This is a genomic window from Bacillus sp. EB106-06-01-XG163, assembly GCF_058791615.1.
Genome location: NZ_JBYTDS010000016.1, coordinates 36437 through 56048, shown reverse-complemented (window position 1 = coordinate 56048; position 19612 = coordinate 36437). Strand labels below are relative to the sequence as shown.

The following is a 19612-nucleotide window of genomic DNA, read 5'->3' as shown; positions in this document are numbered from 1 at the left end:
AAAGGCAGCCTGAATTCCCGCTGCCTTTATGTCATTTTCAGATTTTATTTTGTCAGCACCGCTTCTTTTACGTGAGGAAGCACTGTATCCTGATAAATTTCCGTCGGATATTTGCCCGTAAAACAAGCGAGGCATTGTCCGCAATTGGTGTCTTCAAATTTTCGGCCGACTCCTTTTAACAATCCGTCTACACTTAAGAAAGAAAGCGTGTCAGCACCGATGATCTGGCGGATTTCTTCCACGGAATGAGAAGAAGCGATCAGCTCCTCATGGGTTGATGTGTCGATGCCGTAGAAGCACGGATGAGCGATCGGCGGTGAACTAATTTTCACATGCACCTCTGTCGCACCCGCTTCTCTGAGCATCGTGACAATCCGGCGGCTTGTCGTCCCGCGCACGATGGAATCATCAACCATGACGACCCGTTTTCCTTCGACAACACCGCGGACGGCGGACAGCTTCATTCTGACGCCTTGCTCACGGAGAGCCTGTGACGGCTGGATAAACGTTCTGCCGACATAACGGTTTTTAATGAGACCGAGTTCGTACGGGATGCCCGTTGCCTCGGCATAGCCGATAGCCGCAGAAATACTGGAATCAGGCACGCCTGTGACGACATCCGCTTCAACCGCGGACTCCTGGGCAAGCATTTTTCCGAGGTTTTTCCGGGCGCTGTGCACGTTAATGCCGTCAATATTGCTGTCAGGCCTTGAGAAATAAATGTACTCCATGCTGCAGATGGAACGGTTGATATTCATGGAGAAACGCTCTGATTTCATGCCTTCATCATTGATGATCAGCATTTCGCCCGGCTCTACCTCGCGAAGGTATGTCGCGCCGACCACATCGAATGCGCATGTTTCTGATGCGACGACGTAAGCATCGCCCATCATGCCGATTGACAGCGGTCTGAGTCCGTTCGGGTCAAGCGCTACGATCATTTCTGTTTCAGTCATGATTAAAAAGGCATAAGCGCCTTTCAGCATAGATAGCGAATTTTTGATTTGATCCTTCAGCGAAAAGTGTCCGCTGCGTTTAATCAGGTGAGCCAGCACTTCCGTATCGGAGGAAGTCTGAAAGATGCTCCCTTGGTTTTCAAGCTGCTGCTTCAACTGTGTGGCGTTGACCAAGTTGCCGTTATGGGCGAGCGCGAGGCTGCCGTTGTTTTGCGAACGGAACAGGAGCGGCTGGACATTTTCATATCCGCCTCCGCCAGCCGTTGCGTACCGGACGTGCCCGATCGCGCCTTTTCCCTTCACTTTGCTCAGTTCGCCGTTTTGAAAAACCTCGGTAATAAGCCCCTGTCCTTTATGCGCCGTCAGTTTTTCACCGTCAGTCGCCACGATGCCGGCGCCTTCCTGTCCTCTGTGCTGGAGGCTGTGCAGGCCGTAATATGTGATCTGCGGAGCTTCTTCATGTCCCCAGATGCCAAACACACCGCATTCTTCATTCAGGCCTTTGATTTCAGCAAGCATGGAATAGCTCCTTTCCACGCGCGCTCAAGTTCTTTCGTTTGCGCGTGAACCAATTGTTGTCCGTCCTGGTTTTGAATCGCCAGAAGTCCGTCAGCCGTTACCTCGCCGATATGAACCGCATCAGCCACAGCCGCTTCAAACGCCTCTTGGTGTTCTTTTTTCACTGAAACGACGAAGCGTGATTGAGATTCAGAGAATAATAATGCCGCTTCCCCTGCAACAGTTACGTTGGCGCCAAGGTTTTCCGTCGTCATGACGCTTTCTGCAACCGCTACGCCTAAGCCGCCTTCTGATACGTCATGCGCGGATTGAACGAAGCCTTTTTTAATCGCGTCAAGCAATGCTTTTTGGCGTGACAGCTCTATATCAAGATCGATTTGCGGCGCTTTGCCGTAAATGCGGCCTTCTGTCATTTTTTGCAGTTCGCTTCCGGCAAACTCAGGTTTTGTTTCGCCGATCACGTATACAAGATCCCCCGCTTGTTTGAAATGCTGTGTCGTAATATGAGCGGTATCTTCAATTAAGCCGACCATGCCGATAACAGGCGTCGGGTAGATCGCCGTTCCGTTCGATTCATTATAAAGTGATACGTTACCGCCGATGACGGGAGTGCTGAGAACATTGCACGCCTCGCTGATGCCGTCGGCCGCTTTTTCGATCTGCCAGAAAATTTCAGGTTTTTCCGGGTTTCCGAAATTCAGATTATCCGTGACCGCAAGCGGTTCGGCGCCTGAGCATACGATGTTGCGCGCCGCTTCGGCAACGGCGATTTTCCCGCCTTCTTCAGGATCAAGATATAAATAACGGGCGTTGCAATCCGTCGTCATCGCCAGCGCTTTTTTCGTGCCGCGGATTCTGAGCACTCCCGCGTCAGAGCCCGGAGCGACCACCGTATTTGTGCGCACCATGTAGTCATATTGATCGTACACCCACTCTTTGCTGGCAATTGTCGGCTGCTGCAGCAAGGCAAAAAGCGTCTCTGTCCCATCTTTTACTTCAGGCGCGGGAACTTCTGTTTCCTGAAACTCGCGGTAGTACGCGGGTTCTGCTGACGGCTTGTGGTATACAGGCGCTTCTTCCGCCAGCGCGTCAACCGGAAGCTCGCAAACAACCTCTCCGTTATGGCGGAGGCGGAGCATTTTATCATCCGTAACATGACCTACGGAAACCGCTTCAAGATCATATTTATCAAAAATATCGACAATTTCCTGTTCACGTCCGCGTTCAATGACGAGAAGCATGCGTTCCTGAGACTCGGAAAGCATCATTTCGTAAGCGGTCATACCTGTTTCCCGCTGCGGAATGAGATCAAGGTTCATTTCAATGCCTGAGCCGGCTTTGCTTGCCATTTCAGCACTCGAACTTGTCAGACCGGCCGCCCCCATATCCTGAATGCCGACTAAGGCGTCGCATTGGATGACTTCAAGGCATGCTTCCAGGAGAAGTTTTTCCATGAAAGGATCGCCGACCTGCACCGCGGAACGTTTTTCTTCAGATGAATCTGACATTTCTTCTGATGCGAAAGTAGCGCCGTGTATGCCGTCGCGGCCCGTTTTAGCGCCGACGTACATGACCGTGTTGCCGACACCTTTCGCCTGGCCTTTTTTAATATCTTTATGATCAATTAAGCCGACGCACATTGCATTGACAAGCGGATTGCCCTCATAGCTTGCGTCAAACTGCACTTCTCCGCCGACCGTCGGAATTCCGATACAGTTTCCGTATCCCGCGATTCCCGCCACTACTTCTTCAAACAAGTACTTCACACGAGGTGAAGTGAGCTCACCAAATCGAAGAGAGTTTAATACAGCTATCGGACGGGCGCCCATTGAGAAAACGTCACGGATGATGCCGCCCACTCCCGTCGCAGCACCTTGGTATGGCTCAATCGCTGACGGATGGTTATGAGATTCAATTTTGAACACGACCGCCTGATTGTCACCGATGTCAACGATTCCCGCGCCTTCTCCGGGACCCTGCAGCACGCGTTCGCCGCTAGTCGGGAATTTGCGTAAAACCGGTTTTGAGTTTTTATAGCTGCAGTGCTCTGACCACATGACGGAAAAAATCCCGATTTCCGTGTAGTTCGGCAATCTTCCGATAATAGATTCAATGAGTGCGAACTCGTCATCACTGACACCCATTTGCTGATAGAGTTTCTCTTCTTTTATTTGTTCTTTACTTGGTTCAAGCAGTAGCGACATGAGTTTCCCTCCAATTTTTCACGATAGACCGGAACAATGTAAGACCGTCTGCGCTGCCGAGCAGTTCATCGACTGCGCGCTCAGGGTGAGGCATCATGCCTAATACGTTGCCTTTCTCATTCACGACGCCGGCAATGCCGCTGACGCTTCCGTTAATATCGCCGCCGTATGTGAAGGCGATTTGATTGTTTTCTTTTAATCTTTCAAGCGTTTCGTCATCACAGTAGAAATTGCCTTCGCCGTGGGCAACCGGAATCGTAATCGATTGTCCTTTTTCATAGGAAGATGTGAATAACGTACCGCCGTTCTGCACGATTAATTCAACCGGTCGGCAGATGAACTTTAAATCTTTGTTGCGTCTCATCGCGCCGGGCAGAAGTCCGAGCTCCTGCAGAATCTGGAATCCGTTGCAGACGCCGAGAACCGGTTTTCCTTCGGCAGCCGCTTTTTTCACAGCCGGCATGATGTTTGCGAATCTGGCGATGGCGCCGCATCTCAAGTAATCGCCGTATGAAAACCCGCCGGGGATGAGCACGCCGTCAAATCCGTCAAGGCTTGTTTCCTCGTGCCAGACATACTCGACTTCTTCGCCGAGTTCGTCCTTTACGGCGTGGAACATATCAATATCACAGTTGGAGCCGGGTAACACAATCACCGCAAATTTCACTGTGCGACAACCTCCTCAACTTCATATCGGTAGTCTTCAATGACTGTATTGGCAAGGAGCTTTTCACACATTTCTTTCACGAGCGCGTCAAGATCGCGGTCAGATTTTTCAATCGTCAGCTCCATATATTTTCCGATGCGCACATCCTGCACTTCATTGTAGGTCATGCTGTGCAATGCATGCTGCACCGCGCTTCCTTGAGGATCGAGCACACTTTCTTTTAAGCTGACATAAACTTTCACTTTATACATTATGAAATGCCTCCCAGTCTTTTGAAAATCTCTTCATATGCGTCGGTTAAGCTTCCCAGGTTCCGTCTGAACAAATCTTTATCGAGCTTTTCGTTTGTGTCTTTGTCCCACAGACGGCACGTGTCAGGAGAAATTTCATCCGCTAAAAGAACCCGTTCCTCTGCGTCTAAGCCGAATTCCAGCTTAAAATCTATTAATCTGACGCCGCAGTCTTCAAAAATATGCTGCAGCTCTTGATTCACCTGTTTTGTAATCGATTTGATCGTTTCCACCTGCTCAGGAGCCGCCGCTTTTAAAAGCCAGATATGATCTTCTGTGATGAGCGGATCGCCGAGTGCGTCATCTTTATAGTAAAATTCGATAATCGGCTGCGGAAGCTCAGTTCCTTCCGGGATGCCGAGACGTTTCGACATGCTTCCGGCGGCAATGTTTCTGACCACGACTTCAAGCGGAATGATGCTCACTTTTTTGATAAGCTGCTCTGATTCTGAAACACGCTCCACAAAGTGGTTGTCAATTCCTTTGGCGTGCAGATGTTTGAAAATCAGGCTTGAAATTTCATTGTTCAGACGGCCCTTTCCGCTGATCTCCGCTTTTTTCTCACCGTTAAAGGCTGTTGCGGAATCCTTGTAGACCACGCGGAGAATCTGTTCGTCTTCAGTTTGATAAATCCGTTTCGCTTTTCCTTCATAAAGAAGATTATTGTTCACAATATTCACGGAAGGCCTCCTAACCCGAATGTTGGGAATATTCAATCTATGGCGGCTGAAGAAGCCGCCTCCGGCTGGCTTCTTCTATAAACCTAAACGCTCAAAGATCAAGTCGACGTTTTTCAAATGATAATTGTAGTCAAAGCAATCGGCAATCTGTTCCGGTGTGAGACGGGACGTGATTTTTTCCTCCGCTTCGACAAGCTGGCGGAACGGCACTTGTTTTTCCCATGCTTCCATCGCTTTCGGCTGAACCGTGTCATATGCTTCTTCACGAGGCAGACCCGTGTCGATTAAAGCAAGCAGCACGCGCTGAGAGTAGATTAAACCGAGTGTGCGGTCCATGTTGCGTTTCATATTTTCCGGGAATACCGTTAAGTTTTTGACGATATTGCTGAATCGGTTCAGCATGTAATTCAGCGCGATTGTCGCGTCAGGAAGAATGATGCGCTCAGCTGATGAATGAGAAATATCACGCTCATGCCATAACGGTACATTTTCGTATGCCGTCAGCATGTACCCGCGGATCACGCGCGCCATGCCCGTCATATTTTCCGACCCGATCGGATTCCGTTTATGAGGCATAGCCGATGAACCTTTTTGTCCTTTTGCAAAAAACTCTTCCACTTCACGAGTTTCACTCTTTTGCAGACCGCGGATTTCCACTGCGAATTTTTCAATGCTCGTCGCGATCAAAGCCAGTGCCGCCATGTAATCCGCATGACGGTCGCGCTGTAATGTCTGAGTGGAAATCGGCGCCGCTTTCAGGCCGAGTTTTTCACAGACATACTGTTCTACGAACGGATCAATATTTGCATATGTGCCGACCGCGCCGGAAAGCTTCCCGACTTCGATCCCTTCTTTTGCCTGCTTGAAACGTTCAAGGTTGCGTTTCATTTCTTCATGCCAAAGCGCGAGTTTCAGGCCGAATGTCGTCGGTTCCGCGTGTACGCCGTGCGTGCGGCCCATCATGACCGTGTATTTATGTTCTTTCGCTTTTTCTTTTATAATGTCAACAAATCTCTCAATGTCCTTGAGCAAGATCTCATTCGCCTGTTTTAATAGATAGGAAAGAGCGGTATCCACGACATCTGTTGACGTCAGGCCGTAGTGAACCCATTTTCTTTCTTCGCCTAATGATTCTGAAACCGCGCGGGTGAATGCAACGACGTCATGGCGCGTATCCTGCTCGATTTCCAAAATGCGGTTGATGTCGAAAGACGCGTTTTCGCGCATGACCTTGACGTCTTCTTTCGGAATGACGCCAAGCTCAGCCCAGGCTTCACAGGCTAAAATCTCGACTTCCAGCCATGCCTGGTATCTGTTTTCGTCCGTCCAGATCGCGGACATTTCAGGTCTTGAATAACGTTCGATCATTATGCTCGTCCTCCGTCTCTTTTCATCCATATGTTCGTGATGTCCTGAATCCATGTTTCATCAGGCTTCCGCAAAAATGTCATATGCCCCATTTTGCGGCCTTTTTTAATCTCATGTTTTCCGTACAGGTACAGTTTGGCTTCCTTTAAAAACTCCGTATGCTCCTCCGCAAGCTTCACTTCATCACCGAGCAGATTCACCATCATTCCCGGTTTGAGAAGATCGGTTCTGCCGAGAGGAAGTCCGCAGACCGCTCTGATGTGCTGTTCGAATTGGCTCGTTTCACAAAGGTCGAGCGTATAATGACCGGAGTTGTGAGGACGCGGCGCCAGTTCATTAATCAAAAGGTTTCCGTCTTCCGTGACGAACATTTCCACCGCAAGCGGCCCGACAAGTTCCAATTTCTCCGCGAGCTGAACGGCAAGCGCCTCTGCCCGCTTTTGAACCGTTTCCTCCGCTCTCGCGGGCACGATGCTTTGGAACAGAATATTATTTTTGTGAATATTTTCAGCAGCCGGAAAGGTTGAAATCTCACCGTGCACCGATCTCGTCACGATAACGGAAAGCTCCATCCGGAACGATACCCAGCTTTCAAGTATGCACGTGCCGTTTTCTAACAGCGCAGCCGCTTCATCTGTCTGTCCTTCTTCCTTAATGACAAATTGGCCTTTGCCGTCATATCCGCCGCGGCATGTTTTCAGCACCGCCGGGAGCCCCAGTGCCTGAACGGCTTCCTCAAGCTCCCGTCCGCTGTTTACGATCCGATAAGGCGCGACTTGACAGCCTGCTGACTGGATCGCCTTTTTTTCCGTTTCCCTGTTTTGGGTGATGAGCAGCAGCTCGCTTCCCTGGGGAAGATATGCATGTTCTTTGAGCCAGTTGAGCGCCTCGTAATCGATATTTTCAAATTCGTAGGTAATGATGTCACTGACTCCGGCCAATTTTTGAATCGCTTCCCGGTCATTGTACTGGGCGATAATCTCAATATCGGCGATCTGTCCGCATGGCGAGTCTTTCACGGGATCGACGACAGCGACTTTATAGCCCATTTGTTTTGCGGCGACAGCCATCATTTTTCCGAGCTGTCCGCCTCCGATAATGCCGATGACGGCGCCGGGGTAAATCGTTTTTTTATCAGACAAGCTGATCACTGCTTTCCAGCACCGTTTGTTTTGTCGCATTTCTTCTCGCCTCTAGTTTATCCGCAATGGCATCGTCAAATGCCGACAAAATTTGCGCGGCTAACAGACCCGCGTTCACTGCGCCCGCTTTCCCGATCGCAGTCGTCGCGACCGGCACGCCGCCTGGCATCTGTACGATAGACAGAAGAGAATCAAGCCCGTTAAGCGATTTTGTCTGAACCGGTACGCCGATCACCGGCAGCGTCGTTTTGGCCGCCGTCATTCCCGGCAGATGCGCCGCTCCTCCGGCTCCGGCAATAATGACTTTTAAGCCCCTGTCTCTGGCGCTTTCTGCATATTCAAACATCAAATCAGGCGTCCGGTGCGCGGATACCACCTGTTTTTCATAAGGAATGTGAAGTTCGTCAAGTATGTCGCATGCATGTTTCATTGTCTCCCAATCGGAGGTGCTTCCCATGATGATTCCTGCTAGCGGCTGCATTCTGTTCCCACCTTCTCATGCTTTGTTTTTCAGAAAAAAAAGCCCGGCTTATATTGCAACTATGAGGAAGCAATACAAACCGGGCATGGCGCGCGTATCGTCAGTCGTTCGCTTCTGCGATATCCATGTCAGCTGTTTATCACTTTCCTGCATAGTCCGGCCGTTTACGGCAGCCGGGTAGAAACTTATGGGCCATATTCCCAAGATTATATGAGGTCGTGTTTTGATTTCATGTTTATCTTAACAACGGACTTGGATAATGTCAACGACATTATCGAACGATATAAAAATTCTTTCTTTTAATGTTCGTGTTTAGATCAATTTCCCTTCAAATACGATTTTTTTCCCGCAAGGAACGACTTGAATTGATCCATTTTCTTTCTTTTCTGTAAAGATCGGCTCTTCCATCCGCCGGACGGGCATATAGCCCTCTTCCTTCATTAAAGTGAGAATGGTATCAATCGTTTCATCTTCCGTTACTTCAAACCGTTTCTTCTTTGGCTTTGTCATTCCTTAATTCTCCTCTTTTTCACTGCTTTCACCCAGAATCCGCCGTGGATCGCTTTCGGCTCAAAAGCGATGATAAACGCTTTTTCATCAAGCGTTTTAATCGTATCATAAAGCTGAAGCTCATATTTGCGCGGCGTCAGAATCTGCATGGCGGTCCGGTCTCCTTCAAGTCCGCCCGCAACCCAGCTTGTAACCCCGTATCCTTTTTCCCGGAGCTGTTTCGGCAGGTCCAGATCAAGCTCTTTCGTAATGACGTTGACTGTTATGTAGCCGAGCGCCAGTTTTTCTTCAATTTTCATTCCCACTATGACGCCGAGGCCGTAGCCGAGCGCATAGGCAATGACGTTTTGAATTTGATTCAGATTGCCGAGCACAAGACTCAGGCCGGTCACATACACAAGGATTTCAATCGTACTGATGCCTGCGGCGAAATAGCGCTGTCCCTTTAATGTCAGAATCATCCTGATCGTAAAGAAAGAGACATATATAATGTTAATGATGAGAATAATGAGAACCATACCTATACTGTTGGATAAAATCGTCTGCATCATTGATTCCCCCTCCTCTGACTTTGAAAAGCCAATCTTTCAATTAAGGATAGTTTACCCTCTTTTCATCATTTTCAAAAGAAAAAAAAGCCCGCCCCGCAAGGCAGACTTTCAAGCTCTTATCAGTGAAGCTCGGCTTTTTTCAATCGTTTGACGGCTTCATATTCCTTCTCAAGTTCACTCAGCGTGTATCCGGACAGTTCCTGAACATGGTCTTGATAAAACCCTGAGCGGATCAGCTTTGTTCTCAGGTGCTGTTTTTTCCGATTAATGGCTTCTCGCAACAACGGGGCCATCTTCATCATCCCTTTCCGAATCATAAAGAGTAGTGCCGCTTTCGAATTGCTGTTGCTCTCATCATATCTCGGCCGGGTCCTCAAAACAACACGCTTTATTAGAAAAATTTGTAAACATTGTGAAAGACAAATTTCGACTTATAAAGGGATCAGCGAAGCAGTAAAGTACTCTGAAATAAGCGGCCATGTCACAGCCGTAAAAACGAGCATGATGATAACCGCCGCGGAAATACAGTACATCACGTCAGCCGCAGGCTTTTCAGCCGATTTGTATAGAATCTGCACAAACTGCACCATCGCCGAGGCGGCCAGAAACAAGGTCAGCGCCGTAAACACCACGGTGATGACCGGCAGATTCAATATCGCGAAAATCATCCACACGATAGAGCAGGCGACAGCCGGAACCAAAAGCGATCCGACCCCCGCGGCCGCATCCCGCATCGTGATTTTCTGTTTCATCATATAGCGTGATACAAGCCAGACCGCGCCCGCCGCAGCGGCAAAAAAGACGAGCGTATACACGAGAACGACGGTAAAGCCGTCAAAAAACGTATGATGCCGCTCCCCGTATCCGAGAGGCCTTTGCTGGCTTGCCCTCAGCTGAAACCAATTTCCGATTGAGAAAAAGATACTGAATACAAGCATTGAAATAAGAGCATATTTAAAGCGGGAAAAGCCGTCTTCCCCAACGACCTTCACCGGTGATGTCAAAATGCGCAGCGCGAAACGGCAATAACGTTTGACCGCGGCCCATGCAGAAGCGAGTTTTTCCGTAAAAGCCGAAGCCGGGCGCCGTTCCTTATCTTTTTTCTTTTGCTTTTGATAACGTCCCGCATTTCTGGACATTCTCGACAGCGGTTCTTCATCAGTCCCCTGATGCTGTTTTTCTTCTTCCAACGTTTCTTTTCTTTCTTCCGTCATGTCAGCAACTCCTATCAAAAAAATACGGCGGAATTTGTTAAACAAGAAAATAAAACACTTATATAAGGTACCGAAGCGTCCTTAAACAGTCAAGCGGTTTTCTTCACCCGGACACCCACATGACGTTTTATAGTATGTATTGGTTTTACGGAATAGGACAAAAACAAAAAACCGGCTGTCCTCAGCCGGTTTTCCGTTATTTCAAGAAGATGAAATACAGGATAAAGATGACGAACAGCCCGTACATAATCGGGTGAACGCTTTTTCCTTTTCCTTTGCAGATCATTGTAATCGGGTAGAATATAAAACCGATCGCAATCCCCGTCGCAATGCTGTACGTCAGCGGCATCATAATCATCGTTAAGAATGCCGGCACAGCCACCTCGAATTTATCCCAGGCGATCTTACCGAGCGGCGCCACCATCAGCGCGCCGACAATAATTAAAGCCGGAGCCGTCACATTCGTGGTGACAACTGACAGAAGCGGCGAGAAAAACATCGCCAGCAAAAAGAGAATGCCCGTCACAACAGCCGCGAAGCCGGAGCGCGCCCCCGCCGCAACGCCTGAGCTGGATTCAACATAAGAAGTCGTTGTAGACGTACCGAGTACGGCTCCGATAACGATTGATGTCGAATCTGCCAGAAGCGCTCTTCCCGCACGCGGAAGTTTGTTTTCCTTCATCAGCCCGGCCTGTGTCGCTACAGCCACCAGCGTTCCGGCCGTATCGAAAAACCCGACGAACAAGAAAGTTAAAATGACAATCAGCATTTGGACGGAGAAGATATCCGGAAGATGCATCCACGCCTGTCCGAAAGTCGGCGCAAGACTCGGCACGCTGCCGACAATGTGCGTCGGAACCGGAATCAGTCCGCAGACCATGCCGGCAACCGCCGTCAGAAGCATTCCGATAAATACGCCGCCGTTTACGCGAAGCACCATCAGAATGACCGTCACAATAACACCGAAAACCGTCAGCAGCACAGGGCCGCTGTGAATATTGCCGATAGACACCAAAGTCGATGAGTTCGCTTCAATAATGCCCGAACCCTGCAAACCGACAAATGTGATAAACAAACCGATACCCGCGCCGACCGCCAATTTCAGCTCAGGCGGAATCGCATTAATGATTTTTTCCCGCAGTCCCGTCAGCGAAAGCGCCACGAAGATAATTCCGGAAATTAAGACGCCGGAAAGCGCAGCCTGCCATGAAATCCCCATGCCGAGTACGACAGAGAAAGCAAAAAACGCATTTAATCCCATACCCGGCGCAATCGCGATCGGATACTTTGCAATGAGCCCCATTAAAATACAGCCGGCCGCAGATGCCAAGGCTGTAGCGGTGAACACCGCGCCCTGATCAATTTTTAATGCTTCGGGAAATCCTTTCACACCGTTTAAAGACAATGTCAGCGGATTGACGAACAGAATGTACGCCATTGACAAAAAGGTCGTTAAACCGCCGATGATTTCATTACGATAGCTTGTCCCCAGCTCATCAAACTGAAAAAATTGCTTCAAGCCAATTGCCTCCTTCATTCTCTCCCATTTATTCTGCCCGTTATCCGCCAAATAAAAAACGCCCCAAATACATTTGGGACGCTTGACTACATACGTTCAGTCTGAATAAATAAGAATGGATTATTTATATCAAACGATTGAGATTGATCCGTAGTCAAGCCATTTACGGTAGCTTGGTAGAAACTTGCGGGCCATATCCCCGCCATTATACGATATCTGCATATTTGATTTCTGAGTCTATTGTATCAATTCAATTTTGAAAACTCAATAAAAAAAACGAACAATCCCGTTAAAAAAATTTGGTTTATTCGTTAATTGACCAAAAATGGAAGACGGCAAAAGCCGCCTTCCAGACATCATTTTCCGTCCGCAGGCCGAACCGGCACCGCGAATGTGATCTTGCTGTCACCTGCTAAAATGTTCATGGCCGTTTGATTGACGTACAAAGCGTATGAATCGAATGAAAAATCGCGCAACGAATAGTCTTTATCGGATGAATCATCCAATTCAAAAACGGATTCCATTTCACCCGTTTTAAGATTCATGACTTTCGCCTTATTCCCTTTCAGATAATAGCCTTTTTCATACTCATCAACTGATGGCCAGGTTTTCATTTTTTTCGTATTGCCGAGACCGATTGACTCACCGACATTGATCAGCTGATCTTCATCCGCCTTGCTTACATCAATTCCGCTGAATTGATAATCCACAATTACCCGTCTGCCTTGCTGTTTGATTTTTTTGATGGTAATGCCGACATGATGATGTTTCGTTTCATAGCTGACGGGCAGTTTTGTTTTCAAAGGGACAATTTCTCCAGGCTCTGATTCTGATTTTATATCACCCGTTATGAAAAGTGTTTTCGCTTTCGGGTCTATCGGTTTGCTGAATTGAGTTTGGCCGCGTATTCTTTTCCCGCCTCCGGGAAGATTCTTTCTGCCGCCAAGTTCAATATTCGACATCGTCATTTCATAATGGTTTCCTGCATCATCCGTTGCTTCGTCAATCGAGATGGCATCATTTTTAGCTGCATCTAGAAAGTCGATAGAATACAGGAGAGCCGATCCCATCGTTCCGTTCTCCGCCCGGATATCGAAAAAGCGGTATAATCCGTGATTTACATTCACAGCTTTCGTTCCTTCAAGAGAAACGGACTTTTGTTTTTTGATCGGAAGTGTAAAGCGCCAGTTTCCGGGGATATCCTTGATTTGTGTAATGACAAGCGGAAGCTTATCACCGTCTTTCAGCTTTGAGCCGTCCGTGAACAGGCGAAGCTGCCCAGCGTACCGCCCGTCTTTCATTTTTTTCATATCACTGCTGTCATAATCCTCTGCTAACATATTCCGTGGATCTTTATAATCAACTTGAAAAGAGATGCTCTCCTCATCTGATTTCAAATTGTCAACGGTAAAATTGTAAACGAGCTGTCCGCTGTCGTAATACACACTTTTCACTGTCACCGTAATCCCGCGTGATTCCGCTTTCTCATTCAGTTTTGTCACCAAATTGCTTTTAAACAGCGCAGAACCTGCCTTATCCTGAAACAGACTGTAAATTTGTCCGGCAACAGGAATGTTTCCCATAGCCGTATTAACGGAGGGCATGAATAAACCTGAGGACAGATACAGAATAAACAAAGCAGCAGCAACCGCGAGGCCGTTTATCACTTTTCGTCCCCATCTCCGTCTGACGGCGCCTTCTTTTCCGGCACGGACAGCAGCGCTGTGTATCACGTTTTTCAATTCAGCTTTCGGCACGTCAATGTCCTGATACAATTGCTTCATTTGATGCTTTTCCATATATGTTTATCCTCCTTTTCCAGCTCCTGCTTCAATGCTTTTCTCGCCCTGTGCAGATGCGTTTTCACAGTGCCTTCCGCCATACCGGTCTGTTCAGCGATCATAGCAATCGAGAAATCTTGAAAATAATAAAGCTGAATGGTCAGCTGTATATGTTCGTCAAGCGTTTCCAAGGCATTCCGAAGATCTATGTATTCTTCAATGTTCTTATTCTCCGCGCGTGTATCATGTTGCGGCTCAAACGGGATGACGTCTCCGTGCTTTTTCCTCATCGCAAAAATCGTATGAAGCAAAATCCGGATCAGCCACGTTTTAAAATATTTCGGCTCCTTCAGCTGCGCGATATGAAGAAAAGCCTTGTAAGCCGTTTCCTGAACAGCGTCCAGCGTATCTTCCTTGTGATGCAAATAGAGATAAGCTGTTTTATATAAAGTCTCCTGATGAGCTGTGATCAGTTTTTCAAAGGCTGCGGCATCACCTTTTTTCGCCTTTTTGATCAATCGTTCTTCCTTCACCTTATCCACCTCCTATGCTGTTAGATATGAATCAGGGCAAAACGGTTTCAAAAAGATGAAAAAAAACGCCTCTTTTTTAAAAGAGACGTTTTTTTATCTTCATTTATTCCCACTCAATGCTTTCTAAACATTATAAGAATTAATTTATTGAATATCAAGCCTTTTGGGGTTTGTAGTTCCTTGATTTAGAAGTTACCATTAAAAATATTGCTCCCCCGTGTTCTGAATATTATGGGAGGGGGTAAATACTGTGATTTAGTGTTTTAGTTGACCTTATAATAAAAAAAGCGCACTAAATCGAATTGAAAGGTGCAAAAACATGATTACAAATCAACAATTAGTCATAAACAATTTGGAAGAAAAATTAAAATCATTTACCCATACAGTTAGCGGAGAGCTTACAAAGGAAGAAGATTTCATCATAGCAAATACAAAAATCCCCACTGATACATTCAATGTAATATTACCGAAATCTCCAAATATCAAAAATACAGTTAAGATCAGACATGGAATCGATAATTTTTCATATAAAAAATATCCCTTTAGTATTTGGATTGATGCTCAGTATTTAACTGAGGATTGGACAAAACTTATACAAGAATATGATCTAAAAGAAGCGGAACGTAATGTAATGATGAAACTTGAAAATACTCTTAATGTTGGGCAAAGAATTTCCCATCAGCTTATGATTACTGCTGTGAAAAATGATGAAGAACTTTTAAAATATATAGACATATTCACGAGCTTATTTGAGGGTACACCAGAAAAAGATGCACTAGAAAGTTATTTTAATACGTTTTCACAAGTAAAATTAGGTTCAGAAGTTCAGATGTTTATTGGATGCATAGATGAAATGCCTGTAACTACCGGTTTATTAATAGAAACCAAAGATAGCTATGGTATTTATGATGTGATGACAAAAGAAACATTTAGAGGTAAAGGAATTGGCAGTGAAATGTTTCAATTTCTTCTAAAGCAAACAAAGGATAAACAAAAACCAGTTGTATTACAGGCTTCAGAGGATGGAAAAAATATCTATAAGCGATTTGGATTTATAGATGTCGGAGAAATGGTTGTATTTGAATAGAGGGTTTCTTTAATTTGCTTAATTTGAACAAACTTTATTCTAAAACAACATTAATTATTATCCCATTGTGGAATACTTTTTCTTTAAAATTCACGATTCAATTAATAATATTGGATCAATTGTTGCTATAAAAGAAAAAAGAGCTTAGAACCCTTATAAACCAAGGATTCTAAGCTTCTTTTGACTATTCCCACTCAATCGTTGCAGGCGGCTTGCTCGTAATGTCATACACGACGCGGTTGATGTGTTTCACTTCGTTGACGATCCGTGTTGAAATCACTTCAAGCACATCCCAAGGGATACGCGCCCAGTCAGATGTCATGCCGTCAATTGATGTTACGGCACGGATACCGATTGTGTAATCATACGTTCTCGCATCTCCCATGACGCCGACGCTGCGGATGTCAGGAAGAACCGTGAAGTACTGCCAGATGTCGCGCTCAAGGCCGTGGTTCGCCACTTCTTCACGCAGAATCGCGTCTGATTCACGAACGATCTCAAGTTTTTCTTCCGTTACTTCGCCGAGTACGCGGATGCCAAGTCCAGGGCCCGGGAACGGCTGACGCCATACGATATCATCCGGAAGGCCGAGCTCTGTGCCGAGCGCGCGCACTTCGTCTTTGAAAAGGGTGTTCAGCGGCTCGATCAGTTCAAACTGCATATCTTCAGGAAGTCCGCCGACATTGTGATGCGATTTGATCGTTTGCGCCGTTGCAGTACCGCTCTCGATAATATCCGTGTAAAGCGTTCCTTGCGCAAGATAATCGATGCCTTTAAGCTTGTCCGCTTCATCATCAAATACGTAAATGAATTCGTTGCCGATGATTTTGCGTTTTTGCTCTGGATCAGAAACACCTTTCAGCTTGTTTAAGAATCTGTCTTTCGCATCAACTTTAATGACATTCATATTAAAGCCTTCGCTGAACGTTTTCATGACGCCTTCCGCTTCGCCTTTACGAAGCAGGCCGTGATCGACGAAAATACAAGTCAGCTGGTCGCCGATCGCTTTATGAATTAAAGCAGCCACAACAGAGGAATCAACACCGCCGCTTAGCGCGCAAAGAACCTGCTTGTCTCCGACTGTTTCACGGATTTTTTGCATTTCGATTTCGATAAAGTTTTCCATTGACCATTTGCCTTCACAATCGCAAACGCCGAATACAAAGTTTTTCAGAAGATCATTGCCGTATTCAGAGTGGCGCACTTCCGGGTGGAACTGAACGCCGTACCAATTCTTGTCCGCTTTGCTCATCGCTGAATTCGGACAGTGATGGCTTGTTGCGTCAACAGTGAAGCCTTCTGGAACTTCTACAACCAAATCGCCGTGGCTCATCCAGACAACTTGTTCTTCCGGAAGATCTTTGAACAAGTCAGGAGTTCCTTGAATCTGAATGTTGGCTTTTCCGTATTCGCGCTGGCTTGCCGCCTCGACTTTTCCTCCGAGATAATGAGTCATCAGCTGCATGCCGTAGCAGATGCCTAATACAGGAATATCGAGTTCAAAGATTTTTTCGTCACAGCGGAAAGATCCTTCATCATATACACTGTTCGGTCCGCCTGAAAGGATAATTCCTTTTGGATTCATTTCTTTGATTTCCTCAGCTGTCAACGTATGGGGGTGCAGCTCGCTATATACGCCAAATTCACGGATCCGGCGGGTAATCAGCTGGTTATACTGACTGCCGAAATCAAGAACAAGAATCATTTCATTCACTAACTTCGTCATGGTTGTCACCTAATCTCCTCTAAGTTTTTGACACAGAAAAAACGGAGGACAAACGTTCAGCCCTCTGTCGCGCAAGACTTGTCCGGAAGCCCGGCTTTTTAACGCTCCCGGGCTCCCATTTAACATTCATTTATTCTAACAACAGGACGATATGCGGTCAAGACTATCTTGTTTTAATTATATTTTCCCACAACTGTCCCGATTCATTCCAAAGCTCCGCTGCATTATCCCTGCGGTATAAGGCCCGCTCATAGAGCAGCGTCAGCTCGGACATGTCGTTTGTATGGTACGCCTCGTCAATCCTCGCGGCAAAATCGCGCAGTGTTTCTCCGTCTCCCCTGCTGAATCCTTTTCGTTTCAGCTGGCGGAGCAGCGCGGCATATGCGTCGAAAAAGACGTCTTCATCCGTACGCCGCTTCAATCTGGCTGCTGTAACGTGCGGAATCCAGCGCGCCCGGAGCACCCAGGCGAGTGCCGCCGCGGCTGAAATCACGATGACGATGGCTGCATACGGCCATAGCTGTGCCGCGGTTTTGTTGCGGATCACAGGCTGCGGTGCCGCACTGTGATCCCGTTTTTTCGGTGTTTCTTCTTTTTCTGGCTTTGTTTCCTGACGCTGCTTGTCAGACGGTTCATCCGAATTTCCCGCTGAGCCTCCGCTGTCTTTTGCCGCGGTATGATTTTGCTCTGACGTAAACTCCGTCGGATTGGTGAAGCCTTTTGTCGGCTCAAACGTCACCCAGCCCTGATCGGGAAAATACACTTCCACCCACGAATGGGCGTTGTTGTTTGTGACTTCATAAATGTGGCCGTTATGGTCGCCTGCGTCTTTATACTCGCCGGATGTATAGCCCTTCACCCAACGGGCGGGAATTCCCGCAGAGCGGAGCAGCACGGCCATTGCCGATGAAAAGTTATCACAATATCCTCTTTTCGTTTCAAACAGAAATTGATCGACATAATCCTGATTGTGCTCCGGAACCGCGACATCCTGTGTATTATACGAAAATGCGGAAGATCCGAGATAATCCTCGATCGCCTTCGCTTTATCGAACATATTATGGTGATCCCGCGTCAGTCTGTCCGCAAGCTGTCTCACTCTTTTCGGAAGGCTGTCGGGGACCTGTAAATACCGGTCATTGAATTGATTCTGCTCACGGTATCGTTTCACTTTCACTTTTCTGAGATCATTCAGCTTAAAGACGGGCGCCTGAAAAGTCACCGTGTACCGTCCCATATTGCGGATGTTGCCCACTTGTTCACTGACCGGCGTAATTTGCTCGGTGTTTCCGTTCATTTCAAGCTGAATCGAGTGCTTCGGTTTAATATTGGAGACGCCGATCGGATACATGACGTGATTATAGAGATAATTTTCATCAATGGACACCTGTGCCGTATACCGTCTCGTCTGCACACTCCGGTCAAACCATATATCTTCCACGTTGCCGCCGTTCAGTTTATAGGACATGCCCTGATCGGTCTCCACCCAGCCTTTCCCCGTGTATGTATCCTTCGTTTCCACCCGGAAGTACGCCCGTTCTTTTCCCTTCCATGTGAAAACCGGCGTATCATCCTGCTGAAAAGGGCCGCCCAATGTTTCATCATGATTGCCGTAGCCGATTTTGCTTTCGGCGGCGGGCACTTCTTTGTGGTTTGTTATTTTTTTAAGAAACGGCACGGGGTCCGGCCAGTTCGGGTCTGATTTCGGAGCCGCCAGACCGAACACGACGGAAGCGCAGATAAACAGCATCAGCGGCAGAAACCATTTGAGTATCAATCTTTTTTTAAACGCTATGTGTTCCGTAAGCCGGATGCGCTCCATATACAAAAGCCCCATCATCAAAAAGCCGATAAAGACGATCCGGATGACGGCGTACGCGGCATCATAAGGAGTAAACGTATCAAGCACGGTGATATACGCCACCGTCATGATAAAAAAGAATAATATTTTCCGCTGATAGATCACCCAGTAATGCAGCAAATACACGAGCAGCCATAAAAGCACAAAAAACAGCAATGTGCGGAATGACGGATTCATGTCATTCCATCTTCCGGACCCGATGTGGCGGGCATTTTGCATCACGTCCCGCAAAAAAGAAACGAGCCATTCCGGCTGAAAAACCGAACCTTTATAAAACAGGATGTGAATACTGATCAACGTAAACAGAATGCAGGACGGCACGGTGACGTACCACCTCATCCGGAAGAATGACAGCAGAAATGCCAAACCGATAAAAACGATGAAAAAACCGGTATGTTTTGTATCTGTAAAATTGTGCAGCGGCCTGAGCCATTCCCATAACAATAAAAAAGCGAGAAAATAAAACAGCAGCAGACTCAGCCTGCTTCCCTGGTTCTCGTCATGCGGCATGGCGCGCCACCTC

The 19612-nt window shown here is 47.2% G+C and carries 18 protein-coding genes and 2 riboswitches; of the genes, 1 reads left to right on the top strand and 17 read right to left on the bottom strand.

Annotated elements, in window-relative coordinates; all coding sequences use genetic code 11:
- Nucleotides 1–44 precede the first annotated feature (44 nt).
- From purF to AC3WTF_RS16710, 15 genes are all read right to left on the bottom strand, one after another.
- Nucleotides 45–1475 (bottom strand): amidophosphoribosyltransferase, encoded by a 1431-nt coding sequence (gene purF / locus AC3WTF_RS16780; RefSeq protein ID WP_007609856.1) that lies wholly within the window; start codon nt 1473–1475, stop codon nt 45–47.
- Nucleotides 1451–3679, bottom strand: coding sequence for a phosphoribosylformylglycinamidine synthase subunit PurL (purL, locus tag AC3WTF_RS16775; protein WP_047935408.1), 2229 nt, complete (start codon nt 3677–3679; stop codon nt 1451–1453). The genes purF and purL overlap by 25 nt, the downstream gene beginning before the upstream one ends.
- The gene (purQ, locus tag AC3WTF_RS16770) at nt 3663–4346 is read right to left on the bottom strand and encodes a phosphoribosylformylglycinamidine synthase subunit PurQ (RefSeq protein ID WP_007408898.1); all 684 of its coding nucleotides are present in this window, start codon (nt 4344–4346) and stop codon (nt 3663–3665) included. Before purQ ends, purL begins: the two co-directional genes overlap by 17 nt.
- Entirely contained in the window at nt 4343–4597 is a 255-nt protein-coding gene (gene purS / locus AC3WTF_RS16765) for a phosphoribosylformylglycinamidine synthase subunit PurS (RefSeq protein WP_003155758.1), read from the bottom strand. The genes purQ and purS overlap by 4 nt, the downstream gene beginning before the upstream one ends.
- Nucleotides 4597–5316, bottom strand: coding sequence for a phosphoribosylaminoimidazolesuccinocarboxamide synthase (gene purC, locus AC3WTF_RS16760; protein WP_047935407.1), 720 nt, complete (start codon nt 5314–5316; stop codon nt 4597–4599). The genes purS and purC overlap by 1 nt, the downstream gene beginning before the upstream one ends.
- Before the next feature lie 75 nt (nt 5317–5391).
- A complete protein-coding gene (gene purB / locus AC3WTF_RS16755) occupies nt 5392–6684 on the bottom strand; it encodes an adenylosuccinate lyase (protein ID WP_007408896.1) in 1293 nt (430 codons plus the stop codon).
- A complete protein-coding gene (gene purK / locus AC3WTF_RS16750; protein ID WP_047935405.1) occupies nt 6684–7865 on the bottom strand; it encodes a 5-(carboxyamino)imidazole ribonucleotide synthase in 1182 nt (393 codons plus the stop codon). The genes purB and purK overlap by 1 nt, the downstream gene beginning before the upstream one ends.
- Complete coding sequence (gene purE, locus AC3WTF_RS16745; protein ID WP_007408894.1) at nt 7819–8307, bottom strand: 5-(carboxyamino)imidazole ribonucleotide mutase; 489 nt, start codon at nt 8305–8307, stop codon at nt 7819–7821. The genes purK and purE overlap by 47 nt, the downstream gene beginning before the upstream one ends.
- Nucleotides 8308–8439: 132 nt before the next feature.
- Nucleotides 8440–8541, bottom strand: a riboswitch (purine riboswitch).
- A 78-nt stretch (nt 8542–8619) separates the two neighbouring features.
- Nucleotides 8620–8817, bottom strand: a complete 198-nt coding sequence (locus tag AC3WTF_RS16740; RefSeq protein WP_007609843.1) for an NETI motif-containing protein — start codon at nt 8815–8817, stop codon at nt 8620–8622.
- Nucleotides 8814–9368, bottom strand: coding sequence for a DUF2179 domain-containing protein (locus tag AC3WTF_RS16735; RefSeq protein WP_007408893.1), 555 nt, complete (start codon nt 9366–9368; stop codon nt 8814–8816). Before AC3WTF_RS16735 ends, AC3WTF_RS16740 begins: the two co-directional genes overlap by 4 nt.
- A gap of 119 nt (nt 9369–9487) precedes the next feature.
- On the bottom strand, nt 9488–9661 hold the full coding sequence (locus AC3WTF_RS16730) for a Fur-regulated basic protein FbpA (RefSeq protein WP_003155777.1): 174 nt from the start codon (nt 9659–9661) through the stop codon (nt 9488–9490).
- A gap of 138 nt (nt 9662–9799) precedes the next feature.
- The gene (locus tag AC3WTF_RS16725; RefSeq protein ID WP_047935404.1) at nt 9800–10582 is read right to left on the bottom strand and encodes a DUF6574 domain-containing protein; all 783 of its coding nucleotides are present in this window, start codon (nt 10580–10582) and stop codon (nt 9800–9802) included.
- A gap of 196 nt (nt 10583–10778) precedes the next feature.
- Nucleotides 10779–12101, bottom strand: a complete 1323-nt coding sequence (locus AC3WTF_RS16720) for an NCS2 family permease (RefSeq protein ID WP_007408891.1) — start codon at nt 12099–12101, stop codon at nt 10779–10781.
- Nucleotides 12102–12232: 131 nt separating this feature from the next.
- Nucleotides 12233–12334, bottom strand: a riboswitch (purine riboswitch).
- A 123-nt stretch (nt 12335–12457) separates the two neighbouring features.
- Nucleotides 12458–13900 (bottom strand): DUF4179 domain-containing protein, encoded by a 1443-nt coding sequence (locus tag AC3WTF_RS16715; RefSeq protein ID WP_032867595.1) that lies wholly within the window; start codon nt 13898–13900, stop codon nt 12458–12460.
- Entirely contained in the window at nt 13882–14415 is a 534-nt protein-coding gene (locus AC3WTF_RS16710) for a sigma-70 family RNA polymerase sigma factor (RefSeq protein ID WP_007408889.1), read from the bottom strand. Before AC3WTF_RS16710 ends, AC3WTF_RS16715 begins: the two co-directional genes overlap by 19 nt.
- A 319-nt stretch (nt 14416–14734) precedes the next feature.
- Here AC3WTF_RS16710 and AC3WTF_RS16705 point away from each other — a divergent pair, with 319 nt between their 5' ends.
- Nucleotides 14735–15502 (top strand): GNAT family N-acetyltransferase, encoded by a 768-nt coding sequence (locus AC3WTF_RS16705; protein ID WP_047935403.1) that lies wholly within the window; start codon nt 14735–14737, stop codon nt 15500–15502.
- Between the two features lie 184 nt (nt 15503–15686).
- Here AC3WTF_RS16705 and guaA read toward each other — a convergent pair whose 3' ends face one another.
- Nucleotides 15687–17228, bottom strand: coding sequence for a glutamine-hydrolyzing GMP synthase (guaA, locus tag AC3WTF_RS16700; protein WP_007408887.1), 1542 nt, complete (start codon nt 17226–17228; stop codon nt 15687–15689).
- 163 nt (nt 17229–17391) lie between these two features.
- The gene (locus AC3WTF_RS16695; RefSeq protein ID WP_047935402.1) at nt 17392–19599 is read right to left on the bottom strand and encodes a DUF4129 domain-containing transglutaminase family protein; all 2208 of its coding nucleotides are present in this window, start codon (nt 19597–19599) and stop codon (nt 17392–17394) included.
- Nucleotides 19600–19612 lie beyond the last annotated feature (13 nt).

Excerpts from the sequence above, each read along its gene's own strand:
- purE (WP_007408894.1), bottom strand. The coding sequence starts at position 8,307 with ATGCAGCCGCTAGCAGGAATCATCATGGGAAGCACCTCCGATTGGGAG.
- guaA (WP_007408887.1), bottom strand. The coding sequence starts at position 17,228 with ATGACGAAGTTAGTGAATGAAATGATTCTTGTTCTTGATTTCGGCAGT.
- purK (WP_047935405.1), bottom strand. The coding sequence starts at position 7,865 with ATGCGACAAAACAAACGGTGCTGGAAAGCAGTGATCAGCTTGTCTGAT.
- purF (WP_007609856.1), bottom strand. The coding sequence starts at position 1,475 with ATGCTTGCTGAAATCAAAGGCCTGAATGAAGAATGCGGTGTGTTTGGC.
- AC3WTF_RS16740 (WP_007609843.1), bottom strand. The coding sequence starts at position 8,817 with ATGACAAAGCCAAAGAAGAAACGGTTTGAAGTAACGGAAGATGAAACG.
- AC3WTF_RS16705 (WP_047935403.1), top strand. The coding sequence starts at position 14,735 with ATGATTACAAATCAACAATTAGTCATAAACAATTTGGAAGAAAAATTA.
- AC3WTF_RS16730 (WP_003155777.1), bottom strand. The coding sequence starts at position 9,661 with ATGGCCCCGTTGTTGCGAGAAGCCATTAATCGGAAAAAACAGCACCTG.
- AC3WTF_RS16695 (WP_047935402.1), bottom strand. The coding sequence starts at position 19,599 with ATGCCGCATGACGAGAACCAGGGAAGCAGGCTGAGTCTGCTGCTGTTT.
- AC3WTF_RS16715 (WP_032867595.1), bottom strand. The coding sequence starts at position 13,900 with ATGGAAAAGCATCAAATGAAGCAATTGTATCAGGACATTGACGTGCCG.
- AC3WTF_RS16735 (WP_007408893.1), bottom strand. The coding sequence starts at position 9,368 with ATGATGCAGACGATTTTATCCAACAGTATAGGTATGGTTCTCATTATT.
- AC3WTF_RS16725 (WP_047935404.1), bottom strand. The coding sequence starts at position 10,582 with ATGACGGAAGAAAGAAAAGAAACGTTGGAAGAAGAAAAACAGCATCAG.
- purS (WP_003155758.1), bottom strand. The coding sequence starts at position 4,597 with ATGTATAAAGTGAAAGTTTATGTCAGCTTAAAAGAAAGTGTGCTCGAT.
- purB (WP_007408896.1), bottom strand. The coding sequence starts at position 6,684 with ATGATCGAACGTTATTCAAGACCTGAAATGTCCGCGATCTGGACGGAC.
- purL (WP_047935408.1), bottom strand. The coding sequence starts at position 3,679 with ATGTCGCTACTGCTTGAACCAAGTAAAGAACAAATAAAAGAAGAGAAA.